A 20,458-nucleotide genomic window follows, 5' to 3' on the forward strand; every position below is an offset into this window, starting at 1 on the left:
ACACCCTTTTACAAATATAAAACCGTCTGAACTAACTCCGTAAAATTTCTTTGAGTAATACGCCATAATCCCTCTTATCATCTCATCTCTCCTATTGTGCCTTCTGCGGCTCTTTTGGCTTTTTGGGTCTCTATCATCACTATAGTTTCTTTTATGTTTTTCCACGCGCCTCTATTCTTTGGATGCATTAGTTTTGCGATAGCAGTGCGCTCTATTTGGCGCACTCTCTCGCTGCTAATGCCAAGAATTTTAGATATTTCCGCGTGTGTCATTGTTAGCCCAATACAACCATGCTAGTAGCGCGCTCTACTATCTCGCTATCTATTTCAATGTTGTTAAATTCTGCTAATTTTTTAGCCTTCTTGTATAGCTTTGCGGAGCTTCTAAAGTTCCCTTTGCTCCACTCGTAAATATGCTCTCCAAAGAAGCTTTCACATTCGTCCTTACTTAGTCCTTTCATGACCCACTTGCCGCATATTCTGCTATATAGCTGTTTTAGCTCTTTATTTTTACCGACTAAGTTTTTTAGCAGTATCTCTGTGCCGCACAATATTAGTGGCGTTCTGCTAAAGTCATATATGCGGCGAAGATCCTCAAGAGCCCTTAAAGGCAAATGCTCCGCTTCATCTATTACTATGATCTTGTCACTATTTTTTAGGAATTTTGCTGCTGCTTTTAGCTTGCCGTTAAGGCTACTTGGAGCATCTATTTTTAAAGCTTCACACATATCCTCAAGCATTACCTTTGCACTTGTGTGTACGGTTGCTTCGATTAAAACCGCGTTTGAGTGCTTGGCGCAAAATTCTTTCAAGATAGTTGTTTTGCCTGTTCCTGCTTCGCCGTATATGAGAGCTATCTCTTTTTCGCTTACGGCTTCATCCATCACGAAATTTGCGAGCTTGTAATCGCTACTCTCAAATATGTCGCTACTTTTGGTTGGTAAAATTTGTGCCTTTTGGTTATAATTGTCAATGTAATTATTTATTTTTTTGGCGATGGCTTCGCTGTCGCCTTTATACTCTTTTTTGCGAAACTGACTAATCATCGCAGGGCTTACTCCAAGCGCACGAGCTAAGGCACTGGCACTTGTTTCATTTTTAGACAAAAAACATTCAAGTTTTTCGCAAACATCTTGCATTTTTACTCCTTTTTATGTGATTTAAACACTTTTAAAAGCACTTTTTAAATGCGTTTAAAGCTGTTTAAATAGCCTTTCTCTTAGCTTCGGCCATCTCTTCAAAACCTTTTATCTTCGGTTTTGATTGGCTTTTTGCCGCATACTGCATATACTCATCGCTTAATTCAGCATTGCTTTTCATGTTTCTATCTAGCTTCATGCGGTTTTCTATCTCTTTGTTGACAGACTTTATCTCAGGCTTATTAGCTTTTGAAGCTTCTACATTTCTTACGTATTCCTCGAAAAATTTCTCTGTCTCTTTTCTATCTGCTGCCGATTTATCTTTGATCTTTTTAATTCTTTGTGTAATTATCTTTTGAGCGGCTTTTGCAGTTTCTACACTTTCGCCGTTTTGCAAGTCAAGAGGAGTTGCCACGCCTATAAATTTGTCTTTTTCATCAAATACAAACTGCTCTTTTATGTTGTTTAAATTTGCCCTTACCAAGACTTGCGAGTGATTAAACATAGCTAGATTGCTAAACCATACGCCATCTACACTAATGCCCTTTTTAAGCACTTTTTTGCTCTCTTTTTGGGCTAGATACAAGCTTAGCTCAAGCTCGCTCATAGTTATAGCTTCGCTACTTTTCTCGTTATAAGCCTCTCTACAAGTCTTGCCAAGTCTTTCTAAATAGCGATTGTTTAAGAATTTCTCCGCATAATCATCTATCAAAGAGCTTATTTCATCTATTGTATTTAGCTCTTTTAGGTTTGTTAGGTAGCCTTTTTTGAGTCTTCTCTCTTTTTTAGAGAAAAAGAACTCTATAGCCTGACGTTGTGATATATCATGACCTATAAAGCCCATTAGCCACTCGCTCAGTCCGTTTTGTAAAGCGCCAAAATTCTTTTCTACATACGGTTTTAACCATCCTGAGTATGCCCTTACCGCCTTATATTCTATTCCGACACTTCCAAGGAAGCTAAAATTTGCCTTTGACTTAAATGCCTTTCCGTTATCGCCTTTGATTGTTGCAGGTTTGCCGTATCTTAGAATATATTTGGCTGTAGCTCTTGCTATAGCTGTGCTGTTTTCAGTATCTGATACATGAAAACTAGCTACTCCGCTATATGTATCTATGAGTCCTATGATCGTATAGCGTTTTTGCCACTCACTTACGAATGACTCAAACTCTTCTCTGTCTTTAAAAACATTATTAACCGCCTCAAAACCTATCTTTTTACATAGATCGCTAGCATTGCATATTACATCAAGCGGAGATGCGTCTATCTCAACTATTTGATTTATGCTATCAGCCGCCCAGTTGCTGCGTCCAAGCGCGGTTAAATGTTTGCTTATCGCGCCGTCCTCACCTTTTTCTATCAAAGTTTTTAGTATTGGATTTGATTTTAGGTGGTTTTTTACGAAGCGATTTACGACCTCATAGCTTACTATCTCATCTTTTTTGCCAAGAAAATCATCATGACTTATTAGATCTTCGCTTACTGCGTGATAGTTAAGCATTTTGTATATGTTGTAAGAATTTATGCGCCCGCGCTGAGAATATATTAGCCTTATCGTTATATCTTCTAGCCCAAGCTTGGTTATTTCGCACTCTTTATTGTTGGTGCGTTCATCTATCAGCCCATCTATTCCGCCGTTTTTATAAGCTCTTTGCCATGCATATAGCTTATTTGCGGTTAGCTTTATTGGATATATCCTTTTAGCATTGATATACTCAATAAAACTAGCCTCTCTAACCCTTCCTTTTGCTCTTGTCCACTCGTCAAGTATCATCTTTTTGACAAGCGCAAGCTCTTTTTTTCTATCACTTGCGCTTGCAAATTTGCTATCTACATTGTTTGAAGCATAAACCACAGCATGATTGCCAGAATCATTGCCGCTTGAAACAAATCCATCGCTATCATCATTATCTATCTCTCCGCCCATTCGTCCAGTCTGCCAAACCACTCCTCGAACTTTTGGATCCCATAGCTCCCCTTTGCTATCAGTAGAACACATGTTATCGCTAATAGTATCGGAGTGGCTACAAATATTAACAACATTCTTTTTATCGGTTTCATCTATATTTTCTCCTTTATACTTCGCTTCATTTAAGAGTAAATTACCGCTAGCGCTATTATCGTCATACAGATTATGAATAGTGTGTCCATCTAGGCTCCTTTCACTCTCCATCCATACACCCCGTGATCTGCTATCTTGACCACAAAGCCCTTTTTGCTCATACTCTTTGCAAAATGCAGGAATTTTGACTGCCTCGCTACTTCCGCCTGAGTTAATCGATCCTCTTTTTGCATCATCTGCGCCAATCCGGCTGCTTGGCTTCGTTCCACTTGCCGCTTTGCAAGAGGTGTCCTCTCTATCGCTACCGTTTGCATTTTTACCTTCCTTTTTCATGAAATTTAAGCTGCCGATGCTCTCGGTTGCTGCACTTATGGCTTTAACACTCTCAGAGTCCTTAAGCGCATGCACATCGGCAGGTTGAATTTCACGTCTAAACTCCTCAAAACAAGCATCGCGCTCGGCGTTAGCCGATTTTTCTATAATCTCTCCATTAAATCCCTCTTTTTCATTTATATTGCTCTTTGATTGTTTTATGATCTCGTCATCTATCCAAATTTGAAGTATTTTTCCTGAAGCTCCACCACGCCCCTCAATATATGAAAAGTATAATTTATGGAACTTTATAGAGCAAATTTTTTTACCACACTTTTCAGCTCTTCTAGTAGCTTTTTGTAAGGCATCATATTTTACGCCCAAAATCTCCGCAGCCTCTTTAGAATTTACCCACATATTAAGCTACTTTTATCCCGTCTTTTTCAAGCACTTTTCTAGTTTTTTGGCTGATATAACCTTTATATAGGCTACTTAGGCTAAGTCCGCGCATCTCGCAATAATCTTTTAGATCGTATTTTAGTTTTTGCTTTACCGCTTTTGCTACCGGTTTTACTCTGTTTGCCATTTATTACTCCTTTACTATAATTTCATTGCTAAATTTTTAATGTATAATATTACAAAAAGGATCTACAATGCGTAAAGCCCTTTTATACTATAATAAATTTGAGGACATCATAAGAGATATGTTGACTCAAACCCCAAGAGAGGTATTAGAGGAATTAGACGCGGTTGTAGTCAAGTCTATAGAAAATAAAGATTTCCAAATAGAGCCTCTTAAAGAGGAAATCTTAAAAAACGCGATTTCCTACATTAAAAAGACTCAAAAACAACGAGAAGATATGCTAAAGAATATGACTTTGCAAGAAAAGATTCTTGTAATATTTCCTGCGGTATATGCTCTAACAAAGGCTTATCTTATCCATTCAAAGAGTACTGACAAGTTATTTTTTAATTCTAACATCCCTTACAAGACATTTGCTGCACAAGCTGCTCAAGATCTATTTGGGATTTCGCCTCACGACATTTTAGAGAATTTTCAGAACCATGTTCGCTACGCTCTTGCATGTGATAAGATAGGTTATAGATTATAAGATCAACGATTGCCTTTTTCCCATAAAAATCCTCGCTCATTGCTATATGACCTAATGCGCCTAAAATTTCGCTGATACGCTCGCTTTTTATCTCTACGTGCATATTTGCTCCTTTTTAAAAATTTAACAATGAAATTTAAAAGAACCCGCTTAAGAAATCTTTTGCCTTTTATAGGTTATGATTTCTTAGTTTGTTTTGAAATTATAGTATAATTTAAGGAACTTGTCAAGACTTTTTGTTAATTTTGGAGTAAAATATGGAACTTTCCTCTAGGATGAAAGAATATCGAGATTTTTATGGATGGACACAAGATGATTTATCTGAAAAATCGGGCATATCAATTTCTACAATAAAAAAGTATGAAGCTGGATCTGTTGAAAATTTTACTTATGGAAATTTAAAAAAAATAGCATCGGCTTTTAATGTTACACCATCTGATTTTTTGGATGAATTTTTGTCCGTCAATTTGTCCGTCAATCCTAAGAAAAATGTCCGTCAAAATCAAAATGCACATAAAAATCTGTCCGTCAATCCCTCTAACCTTAAAAAATCAGAAATAGAACAAATACAAAGTGATCAAATTTATATACGACAGCTTAGCTCAAGTGTAGGAGCTGGCGAAAGTGTCGAAATAAACGGCATAGAGATATACGATACCGATATACTTGTACCTTTTTCCCAAATGCTTTTTAAGGTTCGTCCTAAAAACACCGATCATGTAAGATGTATGCGTGTAGATGGTTACTCCATGATACCTATGCTATATCCCGATAGTTGGGTCATAGCTGACGTTACAGCCAAATTTACAGGTGACGGGCTATATATTGTTAACTATTGCAATAACTTTATGGTTAAGCTGCTCCAAAAGTCGCCAAATGGTGTACTTTATATCAAAAGTATCAATAAAGACTATGAAAGCTACGAGATCGGTACTGATGATGAAGCTGAGGTATCTATCATAGGTAAAGTATTGAGGTGTGTGATTTAAAGCCCATTTAAACGGCTTTTAAAAGCTTGTAAAAGGAAGTGTAAAATTCCGTAAAACTTTTGTAAAGTAATGTAAAATAAATTTTTGCCACTTTGATTTTAAACAAAATAGCTCTTAATCCCTAAATCTAGGCACTTGCCTAAAATTTTTCCTCACTTTGAATTCTTACAAAATTTTACACAAATAAGCCGTTGATAACTTTACACGAATTAAAAAGTATATGAAAAAGGTGTATGTAAAAATATTATGCGCCTAAACTATACTTAACTTTGGTATGCATATCTGTAGAGTAACTTCACAAATTTCGCCAAGCAAATTTATGGATAAATTTCTCACCAAATTTAAAAAAGTATTCTAATCAATATTCGCAAATATCAACAATAAAACTAAAATTTTAACTCTCTAAATTTGCTAAAGTTGCTTTAGCTGAAATTCTTGCCAAAAAACCTATATAGCCCTTAGAGCGTATCAAATCTCTTTTTAATTATAAAAAATACAAGACTAAGCCACGCAAGGATAATTTATCAAGCAAAACGGTCGGATATTTAAGCTTCATAAAGCTCTTTTAGCTTGTCATGTTCAAGTATGGTTATATTCTTTTTAGCGTCTATTGCTATGTAGCCGTTTTTCTTAAATTTAGTAATAACACGAGAAAAAGTTTCAGGCGTAGTATTTAGCATTTGAGCGATTTGCGAGTACTTTTGCATCGGCAATTCATTTTGATATTCGCTGATAAAAAGAGCTATCTTACCCTCCACGCCAAGGGCTATTTCTCGGTGTAAAAGTCCTTGTATCATCCTAAAATTTTGCGAAAGCGACCTGATGATCTCCATACAGACATTAACATCATTCATAAAATTTTTCTTAAATTTAGCAAAGTCTATCATCAAAACTTCCGAATCCTCGACAAAAACAGCCGAAGCGGGGAAAGGAGTGTTGTCGAAATTTGCAAATTTAGCCACAGGCGAACCCGGCAAAAACTCATGCACAAACAGCTCTTTGCCGTTTGGCAAGGTTTTGTAAATTTTAACTCGCCCCTTTAAAAGTATATAAAACCACTTTGGCGTTTCGCCTTCGATAAATAGTATTTCGTCGCGCTTATAGCCTCTGATTATGCTTATATCGGCAAGTTTTTGCAAACGTTCGTCATCAAGCGAACTAAATATCTGAATATCCTTAAGCATTATTTTCCGCCTTTTCTTGCTTTTTTTGGATTTTATAAAATCTAAAATAAATTTTCAATATTTAACCGGAGTGTCAAATTTATAATAATATAAATTTAAGCTAATTTAACGCCAAAGATAGCTCGCTTGGTAATTTAAAAGCAAATTCACCCGCCAAAGCCCCTTGAAACAATATATAAAGCCATAGCGGGCGAATAATCTCTAGCCGAATTTCTTAGCGAATTCGCCCATAAACGAAACTAAAGTTTTAACGTTTTCAAGGCTTACGGCATTATAGATAGAGGCGCGAATTCCGCCAAGATGACGGTGTCCTTTTAGACCTATCATGCCCGCTTTTTCGGCTTCTGCTACAAACACCGGCTCAAGCTCGGAATTTAAGGCGATATTGTAGCTTACATTCATTATGGAGCGATCTTTTTTGATAGAGTGTCCTTTGTAAAAACCACCCGAATTATCAATGGCTTCATATAAAATCGAAGCTTTTTGCTCGTTTACGCCTTTTATCGCGTCAAGTCCGCCTTGAGACTCGATCCACCCAAGAGTTAAATTTAGTAGATAAATTCCAAATGTCGGAGGCGTATTAAAAAGCGATTTTGCGTCGGTGTGAGTTTTGTATTTAAGCATCGTAGGCACACTTTCGCCTGCTCTATCAAGCAGGTCTTTTCTGATTATCACTACGGTAACGCCGCTTGGGCCGGCATTTTTCTGAGCTCCGCCGTAGAGCACGCCGATATTTGAAAAATCCATTTTATAAGAGAAAAAGTCGCTTGAAGCGTCAATCACAAGTGGCGCTTTTGTCTTTGGTAAGCTCTTATACTGAGTGCCGTAGATTGTATTGTTCGTGCAGATATAAGCATAATCCGCATCGTCGCTGAAATTTATATTTTCGGGAATTCTGTCGAAATTCGTATCTTTTGAGCTTGCGATCACTTCGTAATTTATGCCTTGTATTTTGGCTTCCTTGATCGCCTTACTCGTCCAAACTCCCGTATCTACATACTCGGCTTTGCCGCCTTTGCATAAATTCATGGGAATCATTGCAAACTGCAAGCTTGCACCGCCTTGCAAAAACAAAATTTCATAATCATCGTTTATACCATAAAGCCTTTTTATCTTATCCATCGCACCGAAATGAATCTCTTCAAAAACCTTGCTTCTATGGCTTATTTCCATTATAGAATATCCTTTGCCTTGATAGCTGGTCAGCTCTTTTTGAGCATGCTCCAGCACGCTTAAAGGCAACCCGCTAGGTCCTGCGCTGAAATTTATTTTTCTATCCACGAAAGCTCCTTTAAAAATTTTTTAAAATTTAGCACAATTTGAGTTAAAAATTAATTTTAATCCCGTTTTTTAAACTAAATTTTCAAAATTTACACTTTAAGCTATGTTTTGATACAATTTATTACTTTCCAAAGGGGCGAATTTTGGTTTTAGAGATTGAACGTAAATTTATATTAGACGGAATTTCAGCTATACAAACCCTCGAAAAAGACGGTATCTTAGCAACTTCTAACGAGATAATTCAGTTTTATACGAAGATCACACAGCTTGAAGAGGTAAGGTTTCGTAAATCGGGCGACAAATTCACCGTAACGCAAAAGATCGGCAAAGGACTCGTCCGCAAAGAGAGCGAAATTCCAAGCGATAAAAAAAGCTACAAAGACGCTCTTAAAGAGATCGTAGGAATGCCGATTAAAAAGACTCGTTTTGAGTTTAAGATCAACAATCTTCCATGCAATATCGATATATATCACGAATTTCTTGAGGGACTTGCTACGCTTGAGATTGAATTTTTAACGCTAAATGACGCTCAAAATTTCGCCATACCTGAATTTTTAGCAAGATATATAACATCAGAAATTACCGAAGATGAGCGCTATAAAAACAAATCATTGGCGCTTTTTGGCGTGCCCGAAATCAAATTTGACATACAATCAACCCTTAAAATAATAGATCAAAATCACGATTTAAAACTTGCTTTTCCAAGCTCCTTGCGCTCTTTTGACGCCGCTAGGGTTATGTTTTTTCAAATTTACAAACAGATAAGAAAATATCGACAAATCTACCTTGAAACAAAAGATGAAGAAGCGCTTCATCAGTTTCGTGTAAATTTACGCAAAACCCGCTCAATGCTTAAGCTTTTAAGCTCGGTTTTTGATAAAAAAACATCAGATCACTTCAATAAAAATTTCAAAACCATAGCCAACTCAACAAATAAAAAACGCGATGTAGACGTATTTTTAGACTTTTTAAAAGAAGAAAAAAGAACCAAACCGCTAATTTTACTCGCCCAAGAAGTAAAAGAGGCCGAAAATATAAAAATCACGGCTATGCTAAATGCGCTAAAAAGCGAAGAAGTCTTTAAAGACTGGGAGATATTTTTAAAAGAGCAAAGCGACTTTTATCAAGGAAAAGACTATGCTAAGCCTATCAAAAAAGTCGTCGCATACGCACTTAGACTACAGATATTAAGACTTCAAAAATCCCTTGCCCTCCTAAACAACGAATGTGAAAATTTACATTTTCACAACACCAGAATTCAGATAAAAAGATTAAGATATCTTCTTGAAATTTTCATAGATATGTTTGCGATAAAATCGCTTGAAAAGTGCAAGCAAAGAGCAAAAGAGATACAAGAAATTTTTGGCGATCTGCAAGATAGGGATATCTGGCTTGAAATTTTAAAAGATTTAGAACAAAACAGCAAAGATTCGATTGAAATTTCATCAAAACTAAAAACTAAAATTTACAAACAGATGTTTAAACTAAGAGATAAAATTTTAGATAAAAAACCGAAATTTATGAGAAATTTAGGCAAAATTTCAAAAAATTTAAAAATTTATTACATGTAAAGAAAGATATATGCAAAAACAAGAAAAAATAGTTCAGATGTTTAACGAGATAGCTCCGACTTATGACCTTGCAAATAGGGTTTTAAGTGCAGGGATTGATATCAGATGGCGCAAGATAGCTTGCAAAAACGTGCTTGAAAAATTTAAAAATCAAAGCGTAGATATAGCCGATGTAGCTTGCGGCACGGGCGATATGATGGGATTTTGGAACAATATCGCAAAAGATTTTAACGTAAATATAAACAGCCTAACGGGCATTGATCCGTCAAGCGGCATGCTAAAAGTAGCAAAGCAGAAATTTCCAAGCTTTAAATTCATAGAAGCGAGCGCTACGGACACTACGCTACAAAGCGCCGGCATAGATGTGCTAAGCATCAGTTACGGCATAAGAAATGTCGTTGAAAGAGAGCTTGCGCTAAAGGAATTTAACCGCGTGCTAAAAAATGGCGGCTATTTGGTGGTTTTAGAATTTACCAAGCGCAATAAAAAAGGCATGACGACACAGGTAAGAGACTTTTATCTAAGCAAAATTTTACCTAAAATCGGCGGCTTCATCTCAAAAAACAAAGAGGCTTACGAATATCTGCCAAGCTCGATAGAAAATTTCCTTGACAAGCAAAGCTTCGTTGATGAACTGCGCGCGGCAGGCTTTGAGATAGAGGTCTGCAAGGGCTTTTCGATGGATATCTCGACACTTTTTATAGCTAGGAAATTTAAAGATTGCTAAGTGTCAGCGAGCTAAACGAGCAGGCAAAAACCCTACTTGAGACTACATTTTCTTACGTGGAGGTTGAGGGCGAAATTTCGCGCCTTACCAAGCACAATTCAGGGCACTGGTACTTCACGCTTAAAGACGAAAAAGCCTCGATCTCGGCGGTAATTTATAAATTTAACAACGCAAAGCTGAAATTTGAAATCAAAGACGGCATGAAGGTCGTTCTTTACGGCAAAATTTCACTCTACAGCCCAAGCGGAAGCTATCAGTTTATCGCAACTTCCATCAAGCCAAGCGGCGAAGGAGAGCTTGAACTTGCATTTAAGCAGCTTAAAGAAAAGCTTGAACAAGAGGGGCTATTTGAAATTTCGCGCAAAAAATCGCTTCCTAAATTTCCGCGCAAAGTAGGCATCATCACTTCGCGCACCTCAGCAGCGCTTCAAGATATGCTTAGGCTCATAAACGAGCGCTGGCATCTTAGTGAAATTTATATATTTGACTCGCTCACACAAGGCGAAAATGCTCCCGCAGCCCTTATAAAAGCTTTAAAAAGAGCCGAGGCAAGCGCGCTTGATGTGATTATTTTGGCTAGAGGCGGGGGCAGCAGAGAGGACTTGTGGTGCTTTAACGATGAAAATTTAGCGCGTGAAATTTATGCTGCGACAACCCCTATCATAAGCGCAATCGGACACGAGATAGACTACGTTATAAGCGATTTTGCGGCTGATTTTAGAGCGCCTACTCCAAGCGCTGCGATAAATTCGCTAATGCCGAATAAAGAAGAAATTTTTCAAACAATCGATATGATGAGCCAAAGCCTTCAAAGAGCGTTTGAGCTGGCACTTGAGCGTAAAGAAAATCTATTAAAAAATTTGCAAACTAAATTTTCTCAAGCAAGTTTAGAGCAAAAAATCGCCCACAAAGAGCAAATTTTAATTAATTTTAGATCAAATTTAAAAAATGCAATCGGCACAAAATTTCTTAAATTCGAAAACAAAATTTTAACTCTACAAAGAAGCTACGTCCAACAAGAGGCGTTTTTCGAGCAAATTTCATCATTTGTCAGAGTTCAAAAGGACGGAAAAACAATAAGTCTAGCCGATTTGCAATCAGGCGATGAGGTCGTTTTAAGTTCGGTTCAAACGACCAAAAAAGCAAAAATTTTATAAACGATAAAAATGAATCTAAAATTTATCCCTCAAAACGTCTTTCAGGCTACACAAAGAACAAATCACCTTGATAGAGCCTTCTTGTCCAAAGAGCTTTTTGTAGATCAGTTTTTTAGTTTCACAAGCTCAAACCACCCGTCTTTCTTGCAAGAACTGAGGCAAAACCTAAAAGAAACTCACAAAGTAACGAGCAAAGATAGCGTCTATACCGGTATAGATGAGGTCATTAGCTATGCTTGTTACTACAATATCATCTTAGATCTTTTGTATAAAGCTTACGAGGAGCTTGGTGAGAGACTTGAAAGTATGACTTGCGAAGAGTTTATGAGCACGTATCTTACGGACGAGTATCTAAAAAACGCTTTAAAATCGGTTCAAACTAACTTTTCTTATAGAAAATTTGAGCTTCATAAAGAGAATTTTGCTTATTTTGCAAAGTCGTTTTTTGGCGTTAGCGGCGAAGAAGACGACGAAAACGACGTGCCTAAATTTGTGAAATTTTGCAAGCAGACAAGTGAAATTTATGCGCTTTGTAAAAACGTGGGCAACAGAGGCTATGAACTCTCAAAAATTTTTGAAATCATATCTGATAGCTTTGCGGTGGGTTACATCAACGAGAGCGAATTTTGTGAGCTGATGAACTTTTACGCAGAAAAAGTGCAAAAGATATTTAGCGGTTGGGACGAGTTTATCGCCAGCTGCGTTCTTGGAGGCGCGTTTAGATTTTTTGACGAGGGCGAGATTGATTACATCAAAGAAAGCTACGATCAAATAAACGCCTTTCATAGGTTACTAAACTCGGCTTACGACGTCTTTGATGCAAGCGGAATTTGGACGCAGAATTTTGACAAAGCAAAGATAAACATTTTAAATCTGCTTGATAAATACGCCGATTTTAAAGAAGAGAAAAACGATAAGGAATACACCCAAAATATCCTAAATTGGCTTGAAAAAGAGACACAAAAATGCGGTTTGGAATTTAAACACTTGCAACAAGCGACGGAAATTTATTACAAGTGTTTTTACGGCACTCTTAAAAACTCTCGCATCGAATTTATGCTTGAATCAAAAAATAACGGCGTAATAACACCTATAAAAATGCTTGAGCTGGAGCATTCCTTATACAAAGAAGTTAAAATTTTTATGGATGAAACAGGGTTTAAATTTAGCAACAAAGAATTTCCCGTCATTCTTATCTTAGCTCCTAAAAAGACGTTAATAACCAACCAATCCGTCTATATTTACAGCGGAGTACTCTTTAAAAAGCTTAAAAAATTTAACCTGCAAGAGATAAGTTGCGAGGTAAAATTCGCCTATCCTGATGAAATTCACTGCTATTTAAACGACAAAGAGTATTTTTGTATAAGTATCAAAGAATATTTAAATTTAACCTGCAAAAAGCCGCTTAAAGTCGTAAAGCATAAAGACTTTTTTGACAATGAAATTTCATCGCTAAATTTAGCAATAAACGAGCTTAAGAAAACCGCGGAAACTTCAGGAGAAAATTTGTGAAAAAAGATTTTATAGCGGGCAATATATTTCAAGTTATTTACAAAGTAAGCGACATAGACAGGATTTTCATCTCAAAAGAGCTTGCAAAGGAGCGGATTTTTAGCCTTGTGGATTTCAATCACCCAAAAAATCTGCAAGAGATCAAGCAAGTATTGCAGGAATTTTACGATATAACCGATAAAAATAGCATGTATCAGGCGATCATGCACCATGACGGCTCGGAATTTGAAGGGGTTTTAGTCCGTCTGCTTTATGGGGCGTATAAAGAATTTAGCGACAAACTTACGGATATGACTTGGGCTGAATTTGCGCTTAGATACCTAAATGAGAGCAGCTTAAAAGAGGCGCTTAAAATTTATCTTATAAACTTTAGCGATGAGGATTTTAAAGCTTACAAAGAGAGATTTGAAAGCTTTAGCAAGGGCTTTTTCGGTTTAGGCGAAGGTGAGCGAAATTTAGTTCCTAAATTTGTAAATTTCTGCAATCAAACAAGCGAGCTTTTTACTCTTTGTGAGCGCACGAGCATTAGCGCATTTGATTATGCCAGAGTGCTTCAAATCCTAAGTTACAGCTACGCGGCAAATTTCATAGACGAAAAAGAATACTTCGAGCAATATAATTTTTATATGAATTTAATAACTCAAATTTTTAGCGGATTTGGCGAATTTATGGCAAGCTTTTTACTCGGTTCGGCGTTTATGAATTTAAGCTATAGCAATTATAAAACGGACTTCATAAAAGATATAAACGAGCGTATAAAAGCTCTTTACGTCGCGCTAAATTCGCCTTACGATATGTTTAAAGAAAGCGGAATTTGGGCTGATAACCTGGAAACCGAGCGAGCTAAACTAAATGAAATTTTAAGCAAGCATATAGACAAAAACAAAAATCAAAAGAAGCTTGATGAGATGAACTCTCTTCTTGATAATCTAAAGCAAGATACCAAAAAACACGGATTTAGCTTTGAAATTTTTACTCAAACGCTTGATCTATTTTACGAGAATTTCTACAATATCCTAAAAGAGTATAGGGTGGAGACTCTTATATCAATCCCCGATAAAAATTTAATCTTTACTCCGCGAGACGAGCTTGAACTTAACTTCTACGCTAGCGCAGATACATTCATAAAAAAGGCTAAAATTTTATTGCAAAGCGACGAATTTCCGATTATGGTAAATTTAAGCGGCAAAAGCTGGCTTATCACAAATAAAGCCGTTTATATACTAAGCGGAATGCTGATGTTTAAAAAGCTTAAAAGAGTTGCGCTAAACGAGGCTGATTTTAAGATTAAGACGCATTTTACTAGAGAAATTCGCTGCTTCGTTAATCAAAACGACTATTTTGAGATATACACCAACGAGTATGAAAAGCTGACAGGCAAAAAACTAGGAGTAGAAGATGACAAGAACGATTTAATCTTTAAAGATGAAATAGAAGCACTCTGGCTTGCATTTAACAAGCTAAAGACTATTACAAAATCTTAAAGATAAAATACGGTTGTAAATTTATCTGTTTGTTATCTTAATTAGTTATCATTATAAAAATTTATAAACAAAAGGAAAAACATGCTAAAAACAGGCTTGAAATTTATAGCCGCAGGAGCTATGATAGCACTGCTGGCCGGTTGTGCAAAAGAGAGCTCAAGAGTGGTTGAAACTCCAAAAGTAAATACCGTAAATACATACTATGGCGGCACAAAAGTAGCGATATCAATAGGCAGGTTTAACAACCAATCCTCTTATCAAAACGGAATTTTCGGCGACGGAGAAGATAGATTAGGCAATCAAGCCCAAACTATTTTAGTAAGCAATCTGCAACAAACCGGTAGATTTTCCGTGATGGATAGAACAAATATGAAGGCCATCAAACAAGAGAGCAACATAAACAAAAAAGCGCAAAATTTAAAAGGCGCTAAATACGTTATCACCGGCGACGTAACCGAATTTGGTAGAAAAACTACAGGCGATCATCAGCTGTTTGGAATCCTTGGCAAAGGTAAGACTCAAACCGCATACGCAAAGGTAAATTTAAACGTAGTTGAGGTTGAAACTTCCGAGGTTGTCTATTCGTCTCAGGGTGCGGGAGAATACGCGCTATCAAACAGAGAAGTTATAGGATTTGGCGGAACGGCGGGATATGACTCTACGCTAAACGGTAAAGTTTTAAGTCTAGCCATAATAGAAGCGGTAAACAACCTTGTCGCAGGGCTTGAAAGCGGCGCTTGGACAGCAAAATAAGGCTAAAATTTGAACACTAAAATCATATTGCCCGTGCTTTTTGCGTTGCTTTTTGCAGGCTGCGCATCTAGCACCCCAAGGCAAATTTATTATTGGAACGGCTCTTATACGGCTTCGACGTATGATTATTTAAACGAAACGAGCGATTTTTATAAGCATATAGACGAGCTTGAAGAAACGGTTGAGTACTCATACGCTTCAGGGCGCAAGATACCGCCCGGACTGCTAGCTCACATTGGTCTTTTATACTCAAACATAGGCAACGATCAAAAAGCAAGCATGTATCTTGAAAAAGAGGCTGAAATTTTCCCAGAATCAAGAGCTTATATTGAGTTTTTAAAACAACAAAAGCTAAAAAAAGGTCGCAAAAATGGTAAATAAATTTAGATCAACTCTTATTTTGGGTTTATTTGCGATTCTTTTTTCGGCATGCGCAAGCGATCCTAGACCGCAGTATGACTACTCCGCATTTTTACAAACCAAGCCAAGATCGATACTGGTATTAATGCCCACAAACGAATCAACCGAGATAAAAGCATCCTCGGCAGTGCTTGCAAATGCGATATTTCCTCTAAGCGAAGCCGGGTATTACGTATTTGACCCTTCATTGGTAAATGACACGTTTAAATTTAACGGGGTTTACGAGCCAAGCGAAATTCATCAAATTTCAGTAAATAAGCTAAAGCAAATTTTCGGTGCCGATAGCGTTCTTTATATAAATATCAAAGAGTATGGCTCAACTTATATGGTGTTTGATAGCGTTACTAAAGTATCTGTTGAAGCAAAGCTGGTTGATACAAATACGGGAAATATCATGTGGCAAAAAACAGCATCGGCGACAAACAGCTCCCAAGGCAGTAGCGATATAGCAAGCATGCTCTTAAACGCGCTGATAAAACAGATAGCCGACACTTTAAGCGATGTTAGCTATGAGTTATCGGCTAGGGCGGATAGAATTTTATTTGCTCAAGACTGCTACGACTGCTTGCTTTATGGACCGTATTCGCCCTATTATGGCAAAGATAGCCAGCTTACAAAGTAGCCATGGAAGTTAAAAATTTTATCACGATAGAGGAGTACTTGCTAAAAAATCACTTAGCAAGTCTCTATTTTGAAAATTCGCCTTTAAAAACCGATATAGCTTTAAGATACTACTACTATCCTCACGACGCAAAAGAGGCTACTAACGACACCATAGAAGCCTCTTTGAAACAAGCCGGCTATCAAAAGCTCTACATACCGCTTAGAGATATGATGAAAACGGCAAATATAACGCCTCCGCCCGAACATGAGATGGATAGTGAAAACAACTGGGTATTTTGCTTTATAAATTTAAAAGTATCTCCGCCGATAAAAGAGAGTTTTAAAAAATATTTTAATGAAGAAAAGATAACCTTTATCTGCGTGCCTTTTATAAATAGCCAAAATCAAAGAGATTTTAGTCTCCTCATCTCATCGCCATCAACCGGAAGGCTGTTTTTGGAGATGAAGTCTTGTAGGCTGCTAAAAAATAGCGATGAAACAGATAAAAAATATTTTGAAATTTTTAACGAGGCTGCAAATTTTATCTGCGAAGAATTAGAAATTCGCTAAAAAGATGACGCAAATTCGTCTTAAAATATAAATTAAAAGGAGCAAGCGCTCCTTTTAAAGTTATTTGCAGCTTGGCTTGCCTGTGCGGTGATTTATCGCTCCGTTTTCTATAAGAAGCTTAACCATCTCGGGATGATTATTATCGCAAGCAAAGGATAGTGCGCTTTGATCCTTTGGAGTTGCCACCAAATTTACGTTTGCGCCCTGAGATATAAGATACTTTGCTATCTCTATGCGGTTATTGCTTGCGGCTACGATTAAAAGCGTCTCTGCGTCACTCTCTACGGTCTGATCGTTAAAATCAACTTTCTTGCCTGTCTTTTCCTCTATTTTGGCTTGAATTTTACGAACGATGTTAAGATTTTTACCTAAAACAGCTGACTTTAAAGAGTTATAAACATCGCCCCTGTCGGTTGCAAAGACATCAGCGCCTTGCGCTATGAGATAATCAACCATATCCTCATATCCGATAAACGCAGCCCAGCCAAGCGCCGTTTGATCAAGGCTTGCGCTGTCTTTCGCCTCGATATCCTGACCGCTAGCAACCATCTGCTTAACTTTTTGCAAATTTCCTTGCTTTACGGCATCAAACCACTCGGCATCTTTCCCGCTTGAAGCCTCTTTGTAAAATATCCTCCATTTAAGCTTTGTAGGGCTTGCGATATCTTGCATCTCTTCTAAGCTAAAGCGAAATTTACTAAGATCCGCATCCTTTGCATTAGCCACGCCAAAAACCGAACAAATAGCCAAAACAGCGGCTAAAATTTTAAAATTTTTTTGCATTTTTACTCCTTGAAGTGCGAATTTTATCAGAGAATTTACGATTTATTATTAACGCTATTCCAATAAAATAGTTAAAATTTTAAAAAGGTCGTTATGAAAGAGTTACAATATATACCCGATATCATAGATTTAATCCAAGAAGAGCTTTCGGGAGGTCATTTTGCAAACCCTCCCTTTGGCGGCAGCTATATGAAAGTTTGGCAGTTTTTCTATCCTTTTAGCATATCTTACGCGACCAAAGGGCTTACAAATCACTTCTTATCAAAAGCGGGTTACACCGACACTTATACACCGCTTAAGGAATTTATGAGCAAAGCAGGCTTTAACGCAATACCAAAAGAGGAATTAAGCGACGACTACAACGATGTATTTTTGATGATTAGCTTTTATCATTATCCGGCTATATCAAATAAATTAAAAAAGTTATACGCTAATGAAAAGCTGTTATTTTTCGTTATTCCCTATGGAGAAAGCGAAGAGGATTATAAAATTTTACTCAAATCAGAGCCAAACGAAAATATATTTTTAGATATGAAAGAAAGTAGGATTTTAGATCCAAATAGCGAGGATAAAGAGGATCAAATCTACCTTAATACACTTAGCAAAGCGATTAAATTTATCTGCAAAAGACTTGGCATAGTGGTTAATGACGAGCTTTTAAATTTAACTACCGATGAGGCTTTGAGCGAATTTATGAATTTATGCGAAGTAAAAGACAAAGAGGAGTTTAAAAGTTGCTTCTACAAAGTGCTTCTTGAGCCTGAAATTTGCAGCGCCGAGCTTGCCGAGCAGGGTTATGCCGATCCTGATGAAACTCTTAGTGAAAAAGAGCTATTTTATAGTTTTTTACTTGCACCGATGCTTGAAGCCTATGAGGACGATTGGAAATTTGACACGAAGGATTTAAGCGCTTATATATTTAAATTTACGGGCAAAAGGTTGCGCTTAAGTGAGGATATGGAGCTTTTTGATGTTGCAGATAGGCTTGAAAAAAGGTCGGAATTTTCGCTGATTGAGATTGATACGCAGATGGATAGCATCTGTGTTTTTGTATGCAAAAAAGATCATAAAGAAAAGATCGTAGATCTTGGACGAATGCTTGGATTTGACATTAAGGGATTTTAAAATTGAAAAACGCAGTTGAGAAATTTAAAGACATAGAGAGATATTTAAACGAGAACGAGGCTACGACTATAAGCTTTGACAAATCGCCTTTTGCCGCAGACGTAACGGTTGATTATTATTTTTATCCGCAGGAATTTTTACATGATGACGAGGCGCAAAACGCATTAAAAAGAGCTAAATTTAACAACCTATACGAACCGCTTGCAAAACTTATGCAAAACGCCAAGCTAATTCCTCCTTCAAAAGAGCGGATTGATAGCGGTGAAGGCTGTGCTTTTACCGTTATAGGAGTGTGTGTAAAGCCGGTGATAAAGCTTGATATGAAAAAATATCTGCGCTTAGAAGATATCGCCTTCATCTGCTTACCGTTTGAAGATGACGAGGGTAACGAGGGCTTTAAGATACTCATCAAGTCGCCTACTACGGGAGATTTGTTTTTTGAGATGAGAGACTGCAGGCTCTTGGGCGAAGATTTAAAGAACGAGCAAGAGAAAAAATACATAGAAGTGTTCATAAAAGCTGTAAATTTCATCCACAAAAGGCTAAATTTAAGTACAGATGAAACCGAGGATATAAATTTAAGCACCCAAGACGCTCTTAGCGAATTTGCAAATCTGGCTCAGATGAGTGCTAAAAACGAAGCGGAATTTATAAAAAGATTTTTCTTGGCTCAAAATAAACCCCAAAAGTGCGCGAAAATTTTAATAGAAAAAGGCATTTTATGGCAAGGGTACGAAAACCATACTCCAAGCCGGGAATTTCTAATCTATAACTTTATCTTAAAAGACACGCTTAAAAGCTTTGAAAGCCATTGGGAGATAGATATTTCAGGGCTTAAAAGATACATAAAGAAAACAACGGGCAATGAGCTTAAAATCAGCAAAAGCGATATCCTAGAGCCTCACAAGATAGCTTTAAAGCTGGAAGAAATTTCAGACCACACGATACTAAACGTAAATCCGAGTAAAGATAGCTTAGAGGGGTATTGCTTCTTTGTTTGCAAGAAAGAGGATAAAGATAGAATTTTAAAGCTGGCGGAGTTTTTAAATTTAAATATCCACGAATTTTGATTTTTTAAGATAAATCAAGAAATTTTAACGCCGTCTTAAAAATTAAAGGTATAATTTTTACAAAACAAATTTTAGGAGTAGCTATGAAACTGGCAGAAGCACTTATCCTGCGTGCGGATTTGCAAAAACGCATCGAACAGCTTCGTGTGCGACTTAACAACAATGCAAAAGTCCAAGAAAACGACGAAGTTGCGGAGCAACCAAGCGAACTTTTAAAAGAACTTGACGGCTGTATAAACGAGCTAAATTCTCTCATATCAAAGATCAATAAAACCAACTGCGCTTCTCAAATCGAAGGGCAAAATTTGGTCGATCTTATAGCTAAGCGCGATACTATGACGATGAAAGCCGGAATTTTAAGGAGCTTTATAGAAAATGCCAGCAGAAAAGTCGAGATGTATTCAAGCAAAGAGATTCGAATCTTAAGCACGGTGGACGTAGCAAGCCTGCAAAAAGAGCTTGACGGAATTTCAAAAGAGATTCGCCAGACCGATACGCTACTTCAAAGGGCAAATTGGCAGGTTGATCTGATTTAAATTTTGGTTAAATATCATCAAAAGCGAGTATAAATCCGTTTAAAACTAGGCTACACCCGCGATTCGGAG

Annotated in this window: 21 protein-coding genes; 13 read left to right on the top strand and 8 right to left on the bottom strand. The window is 37.1% G+C overall.

Annotated features, from left to right (window positions below; genetic code table 11):
- Positions 1–77: 77 nt before the first annotated feature.
- From CDOM16188_RS09290 to CDOM16188_RS09310, 5 genes are all read right to left on the bottom strand, one after another.
- Positions 78–272, bottom strand: coding sequence for a sigma factor-like helix-turn-helix DNA-binding protein (locus CDOM16188_RS09290; RefSeq protein ID WP_172201630.1), 195 nt, complete (start codon positions 270–272; stop codon positions 78–80).
- 2 nt (positions 273–274) lie between these two features.
- Positions 275–1,138 carry an AAA family ATPase gene (locus tag CDOM16188_RS09295; protein ID WP_172201632.1) on the bottom strand — a complete coding sequence of 288 codons (864 nt, stop codon included), beginning with the start codon at positions 1,136–1,138 and terminating at the stop codon, positions 275–277.
- Between the two features lie 64 nt (positions 1,139–1,202).
- Positions 1,203–3,929: a DDE-type integrase/transposase/recombinase gene (locus tag CDOM16188_RS09300; RefSeq protein ID WP_172201634.1), complete on the bottom strand. Its 2,727-nt coding sequence runs from the start codon at positions 3,927–3,929 to the stop codon at positions 1,203–1,205.
- A 1-nt stretch (position 3,930) separates the two neighbouring features.
- Positions 3,931–4,098: a hypothetical protein gene (locus CDOM16188_RS09305; RefSeq protein ID WP_172201636.1), complete on the bottom strand. Its 168-nt coding sequence runs from the start codon at positions 4,096–4,098 to the stop codon at positions 3,931–3,933.
- 389 nt (positions 4,099–4,487) lie between these two features.
- Positions 4,488–4,727: a hypothetical protein gene (locus CDOM16188_RS09310; RefSeq protein ID WP_172201638.1), complete on the bottom strand. Its 240-nt coding sequence runs from the start codon at positions 4,725–4,727 to the stop codon at positions 4,488–4,490.
- Positions 4,728–4,881: 154 nt separating this feature from the next.
- On the opposite strand from CDOM16188_RS09310, the gene CDOM16188_RS09315 reads away from it, so the two are divergent.
- On the top strand, positions 4,882–5,613 hold the full coding sequence (locus CDOM16188_RS09315; RefSeq protein ID WP_172201640.1) for a LexA family transcriptional regulator: 732 nt from the start codon (positions 4,882–4,884) through the stop codon (positions 5,611–5,613).
- Positions 5,614–6,158: 545 nt separating this feature from the next.
- Here CDOM16188_RS09315 and CDOM16188_RS09320 read toward each other — a convergent pair.
- Positions 6,159–6,797, bottom strand: a complete 639-nt coding sequence (locus CDOM16188_RS09320) for a Crp/Fnr family transcriptional regulator (protein WP_172201642.1) — start codon at positions 6,795–6,797, stop codon at positions 6,159–6,161.
- A gap of 201 nt (positions 6,798–6,998) precedes the next feature.
- Complete coding sequence (gene serC, locus CDOM16188_RS09325; protein ID WP_172201644.1) at positions 6,999–8,078, bottom strand: phosphoserine transaminase; 1,080 nt, start codon at positions 8,076–8,078, stop codon at positions 6,999–7,001.
- 143 nt (positions 8,079–8,221) lie between these two features.
- On the opposite strand from serC, the gene CDOM16188_RS09330 reads away from it, so the two are divergent.
- The 9 genes from CDOM16188_RS09330 to CDOM16188_RS09370 all read left to right on the top strand — a co-directional run bounded on the left by CDOM16188_RS09330 (position 8,222) and on the right by CDOM16188_RS09370 (position 16,875).
- The gene (locus CDOM16188_RS09330; protein WP_172201646.1) at positions 8,222–9,649 is read left to right on the top strand and encodes a CHAD domain-containing protein; all 1,428 of its coding nucleotides are present in this window, start codon (positions 8,222–8,224) and stop codon (positions 9,647–9,649) included.
- Between the two features lie 10 nt (positions 9,650–9,659).
- On the top strand, positions 9,660–10,376 hold the full coding sequence (gene ubiE / locus CDOM16188_RS09335) for a bifunctional demethylmenaquinone methyltransferase/2-methoxy-6-polyprenyl-1,4-benzoquinol methylase UbiE (RefSeq protein ID WP_172201648.1): 717 nt from the start codon (positions 9,660–9,662) through the stop codon (positions 10,374–10,376).
- Positions 10,370–11,533, top strand: a complete 1,164-nt coding sequence (gene xseA, locus CDOM16188_RS09340; RefSeq protein WP_172201650.1) for an exodeoxyribonuclease VII large subunit — start codon at positions 10,370–10,372, stop codon at positions 11,531–11,533. The genes ubiE and xseA overlap by 7 nt, the downstream gene beginning before the upstream one ends.
- 9 nt (positions 11,534–11,542) lie before the next feature.
- Entirely contained in the window at positions 11,543–13,045 is a 1,503-nt protein-coding gene (locus tag CDOM16188_RS09345) for a DUF1266 domain-containing protein (RefSeq protein WP_172201652.1), read from the top strand.
- Complete coding sequence (locus CDOM16188_RS09350; protein ID WP_172201654.1) at positions 13,042–14,529, top strand: DUF1266 domain-containing protein; 1,488 nt, start codon at positions 13,042–13,044, stop codon at positions 14,527–14,529. The genes CDOM16188_RS09345 and CDOM16188_RS09350 overlap by 4 nt, the downstream gene beginning before the upstream one ends.
- A gap of 81 nt (positions 14,530–14,610) precedes the next feature.
- The gene (locus CDOM16188_RS09355) at positions 14,611–15,282 is read left to right on the top strand and encodes a CsgG/HfaB family protein (protein WP_169942181.1); all 672 of its coding nucleotides are present in this window, start codon (positions 14,611–14,613) and stop codon (positions 15,280–15,282) included.
- Between the two features lie 9 nt (positions 15,283–15,291).
- On the top strand, positions 15,292–15,663 hold the full coding sequence (locus CDOM16188_RS09360) for a DUF4810 domain-containing protein (RefSeq protein ID WP_172201656.1): 372 nt from the start codon (positions 15,292–15,294) through the stop codon (positions 15,661–15,663).
- Entirely contained in the window at positions 15,653–16,324 is a 672-nt protein-coding gene (locus tag CDOM16188_RS09365; protein ID WP_172201658.1) for a GNA1162 family protein, read from the top strand. The genes CDOM16188_RS09360 and CDOM16188_RS09365 overlap by 11 nt, the downstream gene beginning before the upstream one ends.
- A 2-nt stretch (positions 16,325–16,326) precedes the next feature.
- On the top strand, positions 16,327–16,875 hold the full coding sequence (locus CDOM16188_RS09370; protein ID WP_172201679.1) for a hypothetical protein: 549 nt from the start codon (positions 16,327–16,329) through the stop codon (positions 16,873–16,875).
- Positions 16,876–16,935: 60 nt separating this feature from the next.
- On the opposite strand, the gene CDOM16188_RS09375 is transcribed toward CDOM16188_RS09370, so the two are convergent.
- Positions 16,936–17,658: an ankyrin repeat domain-containing protein gene (locus tag CDOM16188_RS09375; protein ID WP_172201681.1), complete on the bottom strand. Its 723-nt coding sequence runs from the start codon at positions 17,656–17,658 to the stop codon at positions 16,936–16,938.
- Positions 17,659–17,751: 93 nt separating this feature from the next.
- Here CDOM16188_RS09375 and CDOM16188_RS09380 point away from each other — a divergent pair, with 93 nt between their 5' ends.
- From CDOM16188_RS09380 to CDOM16188_RS09390, 3 genes are all read left to right on the top strand, one after another.
- Positions 17,752–18,783 (top strand): hypothetical protein, encoded by a 1,032-nt coding sequence (locus tag CDOM16188_RS09380; RefSeq protein ID WP_172201683.1) that lies wholly within the window; start codon positions 17,752–17,754, stop codon positions 18,781–18,783.
- Between the two features lie 2 nt (positions 18,784–18,785).
- Positions 18,786–19,853, top strand: a complete 1,068-nt coding sequence (locus tag CDOM16188_RS09385; protein WP_172201685.1) for a hypothetical protein — start codon at positions 18,786–18,788, stop codon at positions 19,851–19,853.
- An 83-nt stretch (positions 19,854–19,936) separates the two neighbouring features.
- The gene (locus CDOM16188_RS09390; RefSeq protein WP_172201687.1) at positions 19,937–20,389 is read left to right on the top strand and encodes a DIP1984 family protein; all 453 of its coding nucleotides are present in this window, start codon (positions 19,937–19,939) and stop codon (positions 20,387–20,389) included.
- Positions 20,390–20,458 lie beyond the last annotated feature (69 nt).

Source organism: Campylobacter sp. RM16188 (assembly GCF_012978795.1).
Taxonomy (GTDB): domain Bacteria; phylum Campylobacterota; class Campylobacteria; order Campylobacterales; family Campylobacteraceae; genus Campylobacter_A; species Campylobacter_A canis.

Bases quoted from the DNA above. Each gene is read 5' to 3' on its own strand.
- CDOM16188_RS09300 (WP_172201634.1), bottom strand. From the start codon at position 3,929: ATGTGGGTAAATTCTAAAGAGGCTGCGGAGATTTTGGGCGTAAAATAT.
- CDOM16188_RS09380 (WP_172201683.1), top strand. From the start codon at position 17,752: ATGAAAGAGTTACAATATATACCCGATATCATAGATTTAATCCAAGAA.
- CDOM16188_RS09355 (WP_169942181.1), top strand. From the start codon at position 14,611: ATGCTAAAAACAGGCTTGAAATTTATAGCCGCAGGAGCTATGATAGCA.
- CDOM16188_RS09365 (WP_172201658.1), top strand. From the start codon at position 15,653: ATGGTAAATAAATTTAGATCAACTCTTATTTTGGGTTTATTTGCGATT.
- CDOM16188_RS09310 (WP_172201638.1), bottom strand. From the start codon at position 4,727: ATGCACGTAGAGATAAAAAGCGAGCGTATCAGCGAAATTTTAGGCGCA.
- CDOM16188_RS09370 (WP_172201679.1), top strand. From the start codon at position 16,327: ATGGAAGTTAAAAATTTTATCACGATAGAGGAGTACTTGCTAAAAAAT.
- CDOM16188_RS09320 (WP_172201642.1), bottom strand. From the start codon at position 6,797: ATGCTTAAGGATATTCAGATATTTAGTTCGCTTGATGACGAACGTTTG.
- CDOM16188_RS09345 (WP_172201652.1), top strand. From the start codon at position 11,543: ATGAATCTAAAATTTATCCCTCAAAACGTCTTTCAGGCTACACAAAGA.
- CDOM16188_RS09295 (WP_172201632.1), bottom strand. From the start codon at position 1,138: ATGCAAGATGTTTGCGAAAAACTTGAATGTTTTTTGTCTAAAAATGAA.
- CDOM16188_RS09390 (WP_172201687.1), top strand. From the start codon at position 19,937: ATGAAACTGGCAGAAGCACTTATCCTGCGTGCGGATTTGCAAAAACGC.
- CDOM16188_RS09375 (WP_172201681.1), bottom strand. From the start codon at position 17,658: ATGCAAAAAAATTTTAAAATTTTAGCCGCTGTTTTGGCTATTTGTTCG.
- CDOM16188_RS09315 (WP_172201640.1), top strand. From the start codon at position 4,882: ATGGAACTTTCCTCTAGGATGAAAGAATATCGAGATTTTTATGGATGG.
- CDOM16188_RS09290 (WP_172201630.1), bottom strand. From the start codon at position 272: ATGACACACGCGGAAATATCTAAAATTCTTGGCATTAGCAGCGAGAGA.
- ubiE (WP_172201648.1), top strand. From the start codon at position 9,660: ATGCAAAAACAAGAAAAAATAGTTCAGATGTTTAACGAGATAGCTCCG.
- CDOM16188_RS09305 (WP_172201636.1), bottom strand. From the start codon at position 4,098: ATGGCAAACAGAGTAAAACCGGTAGCAAAAGCGGTAAAGCAAAAACTA.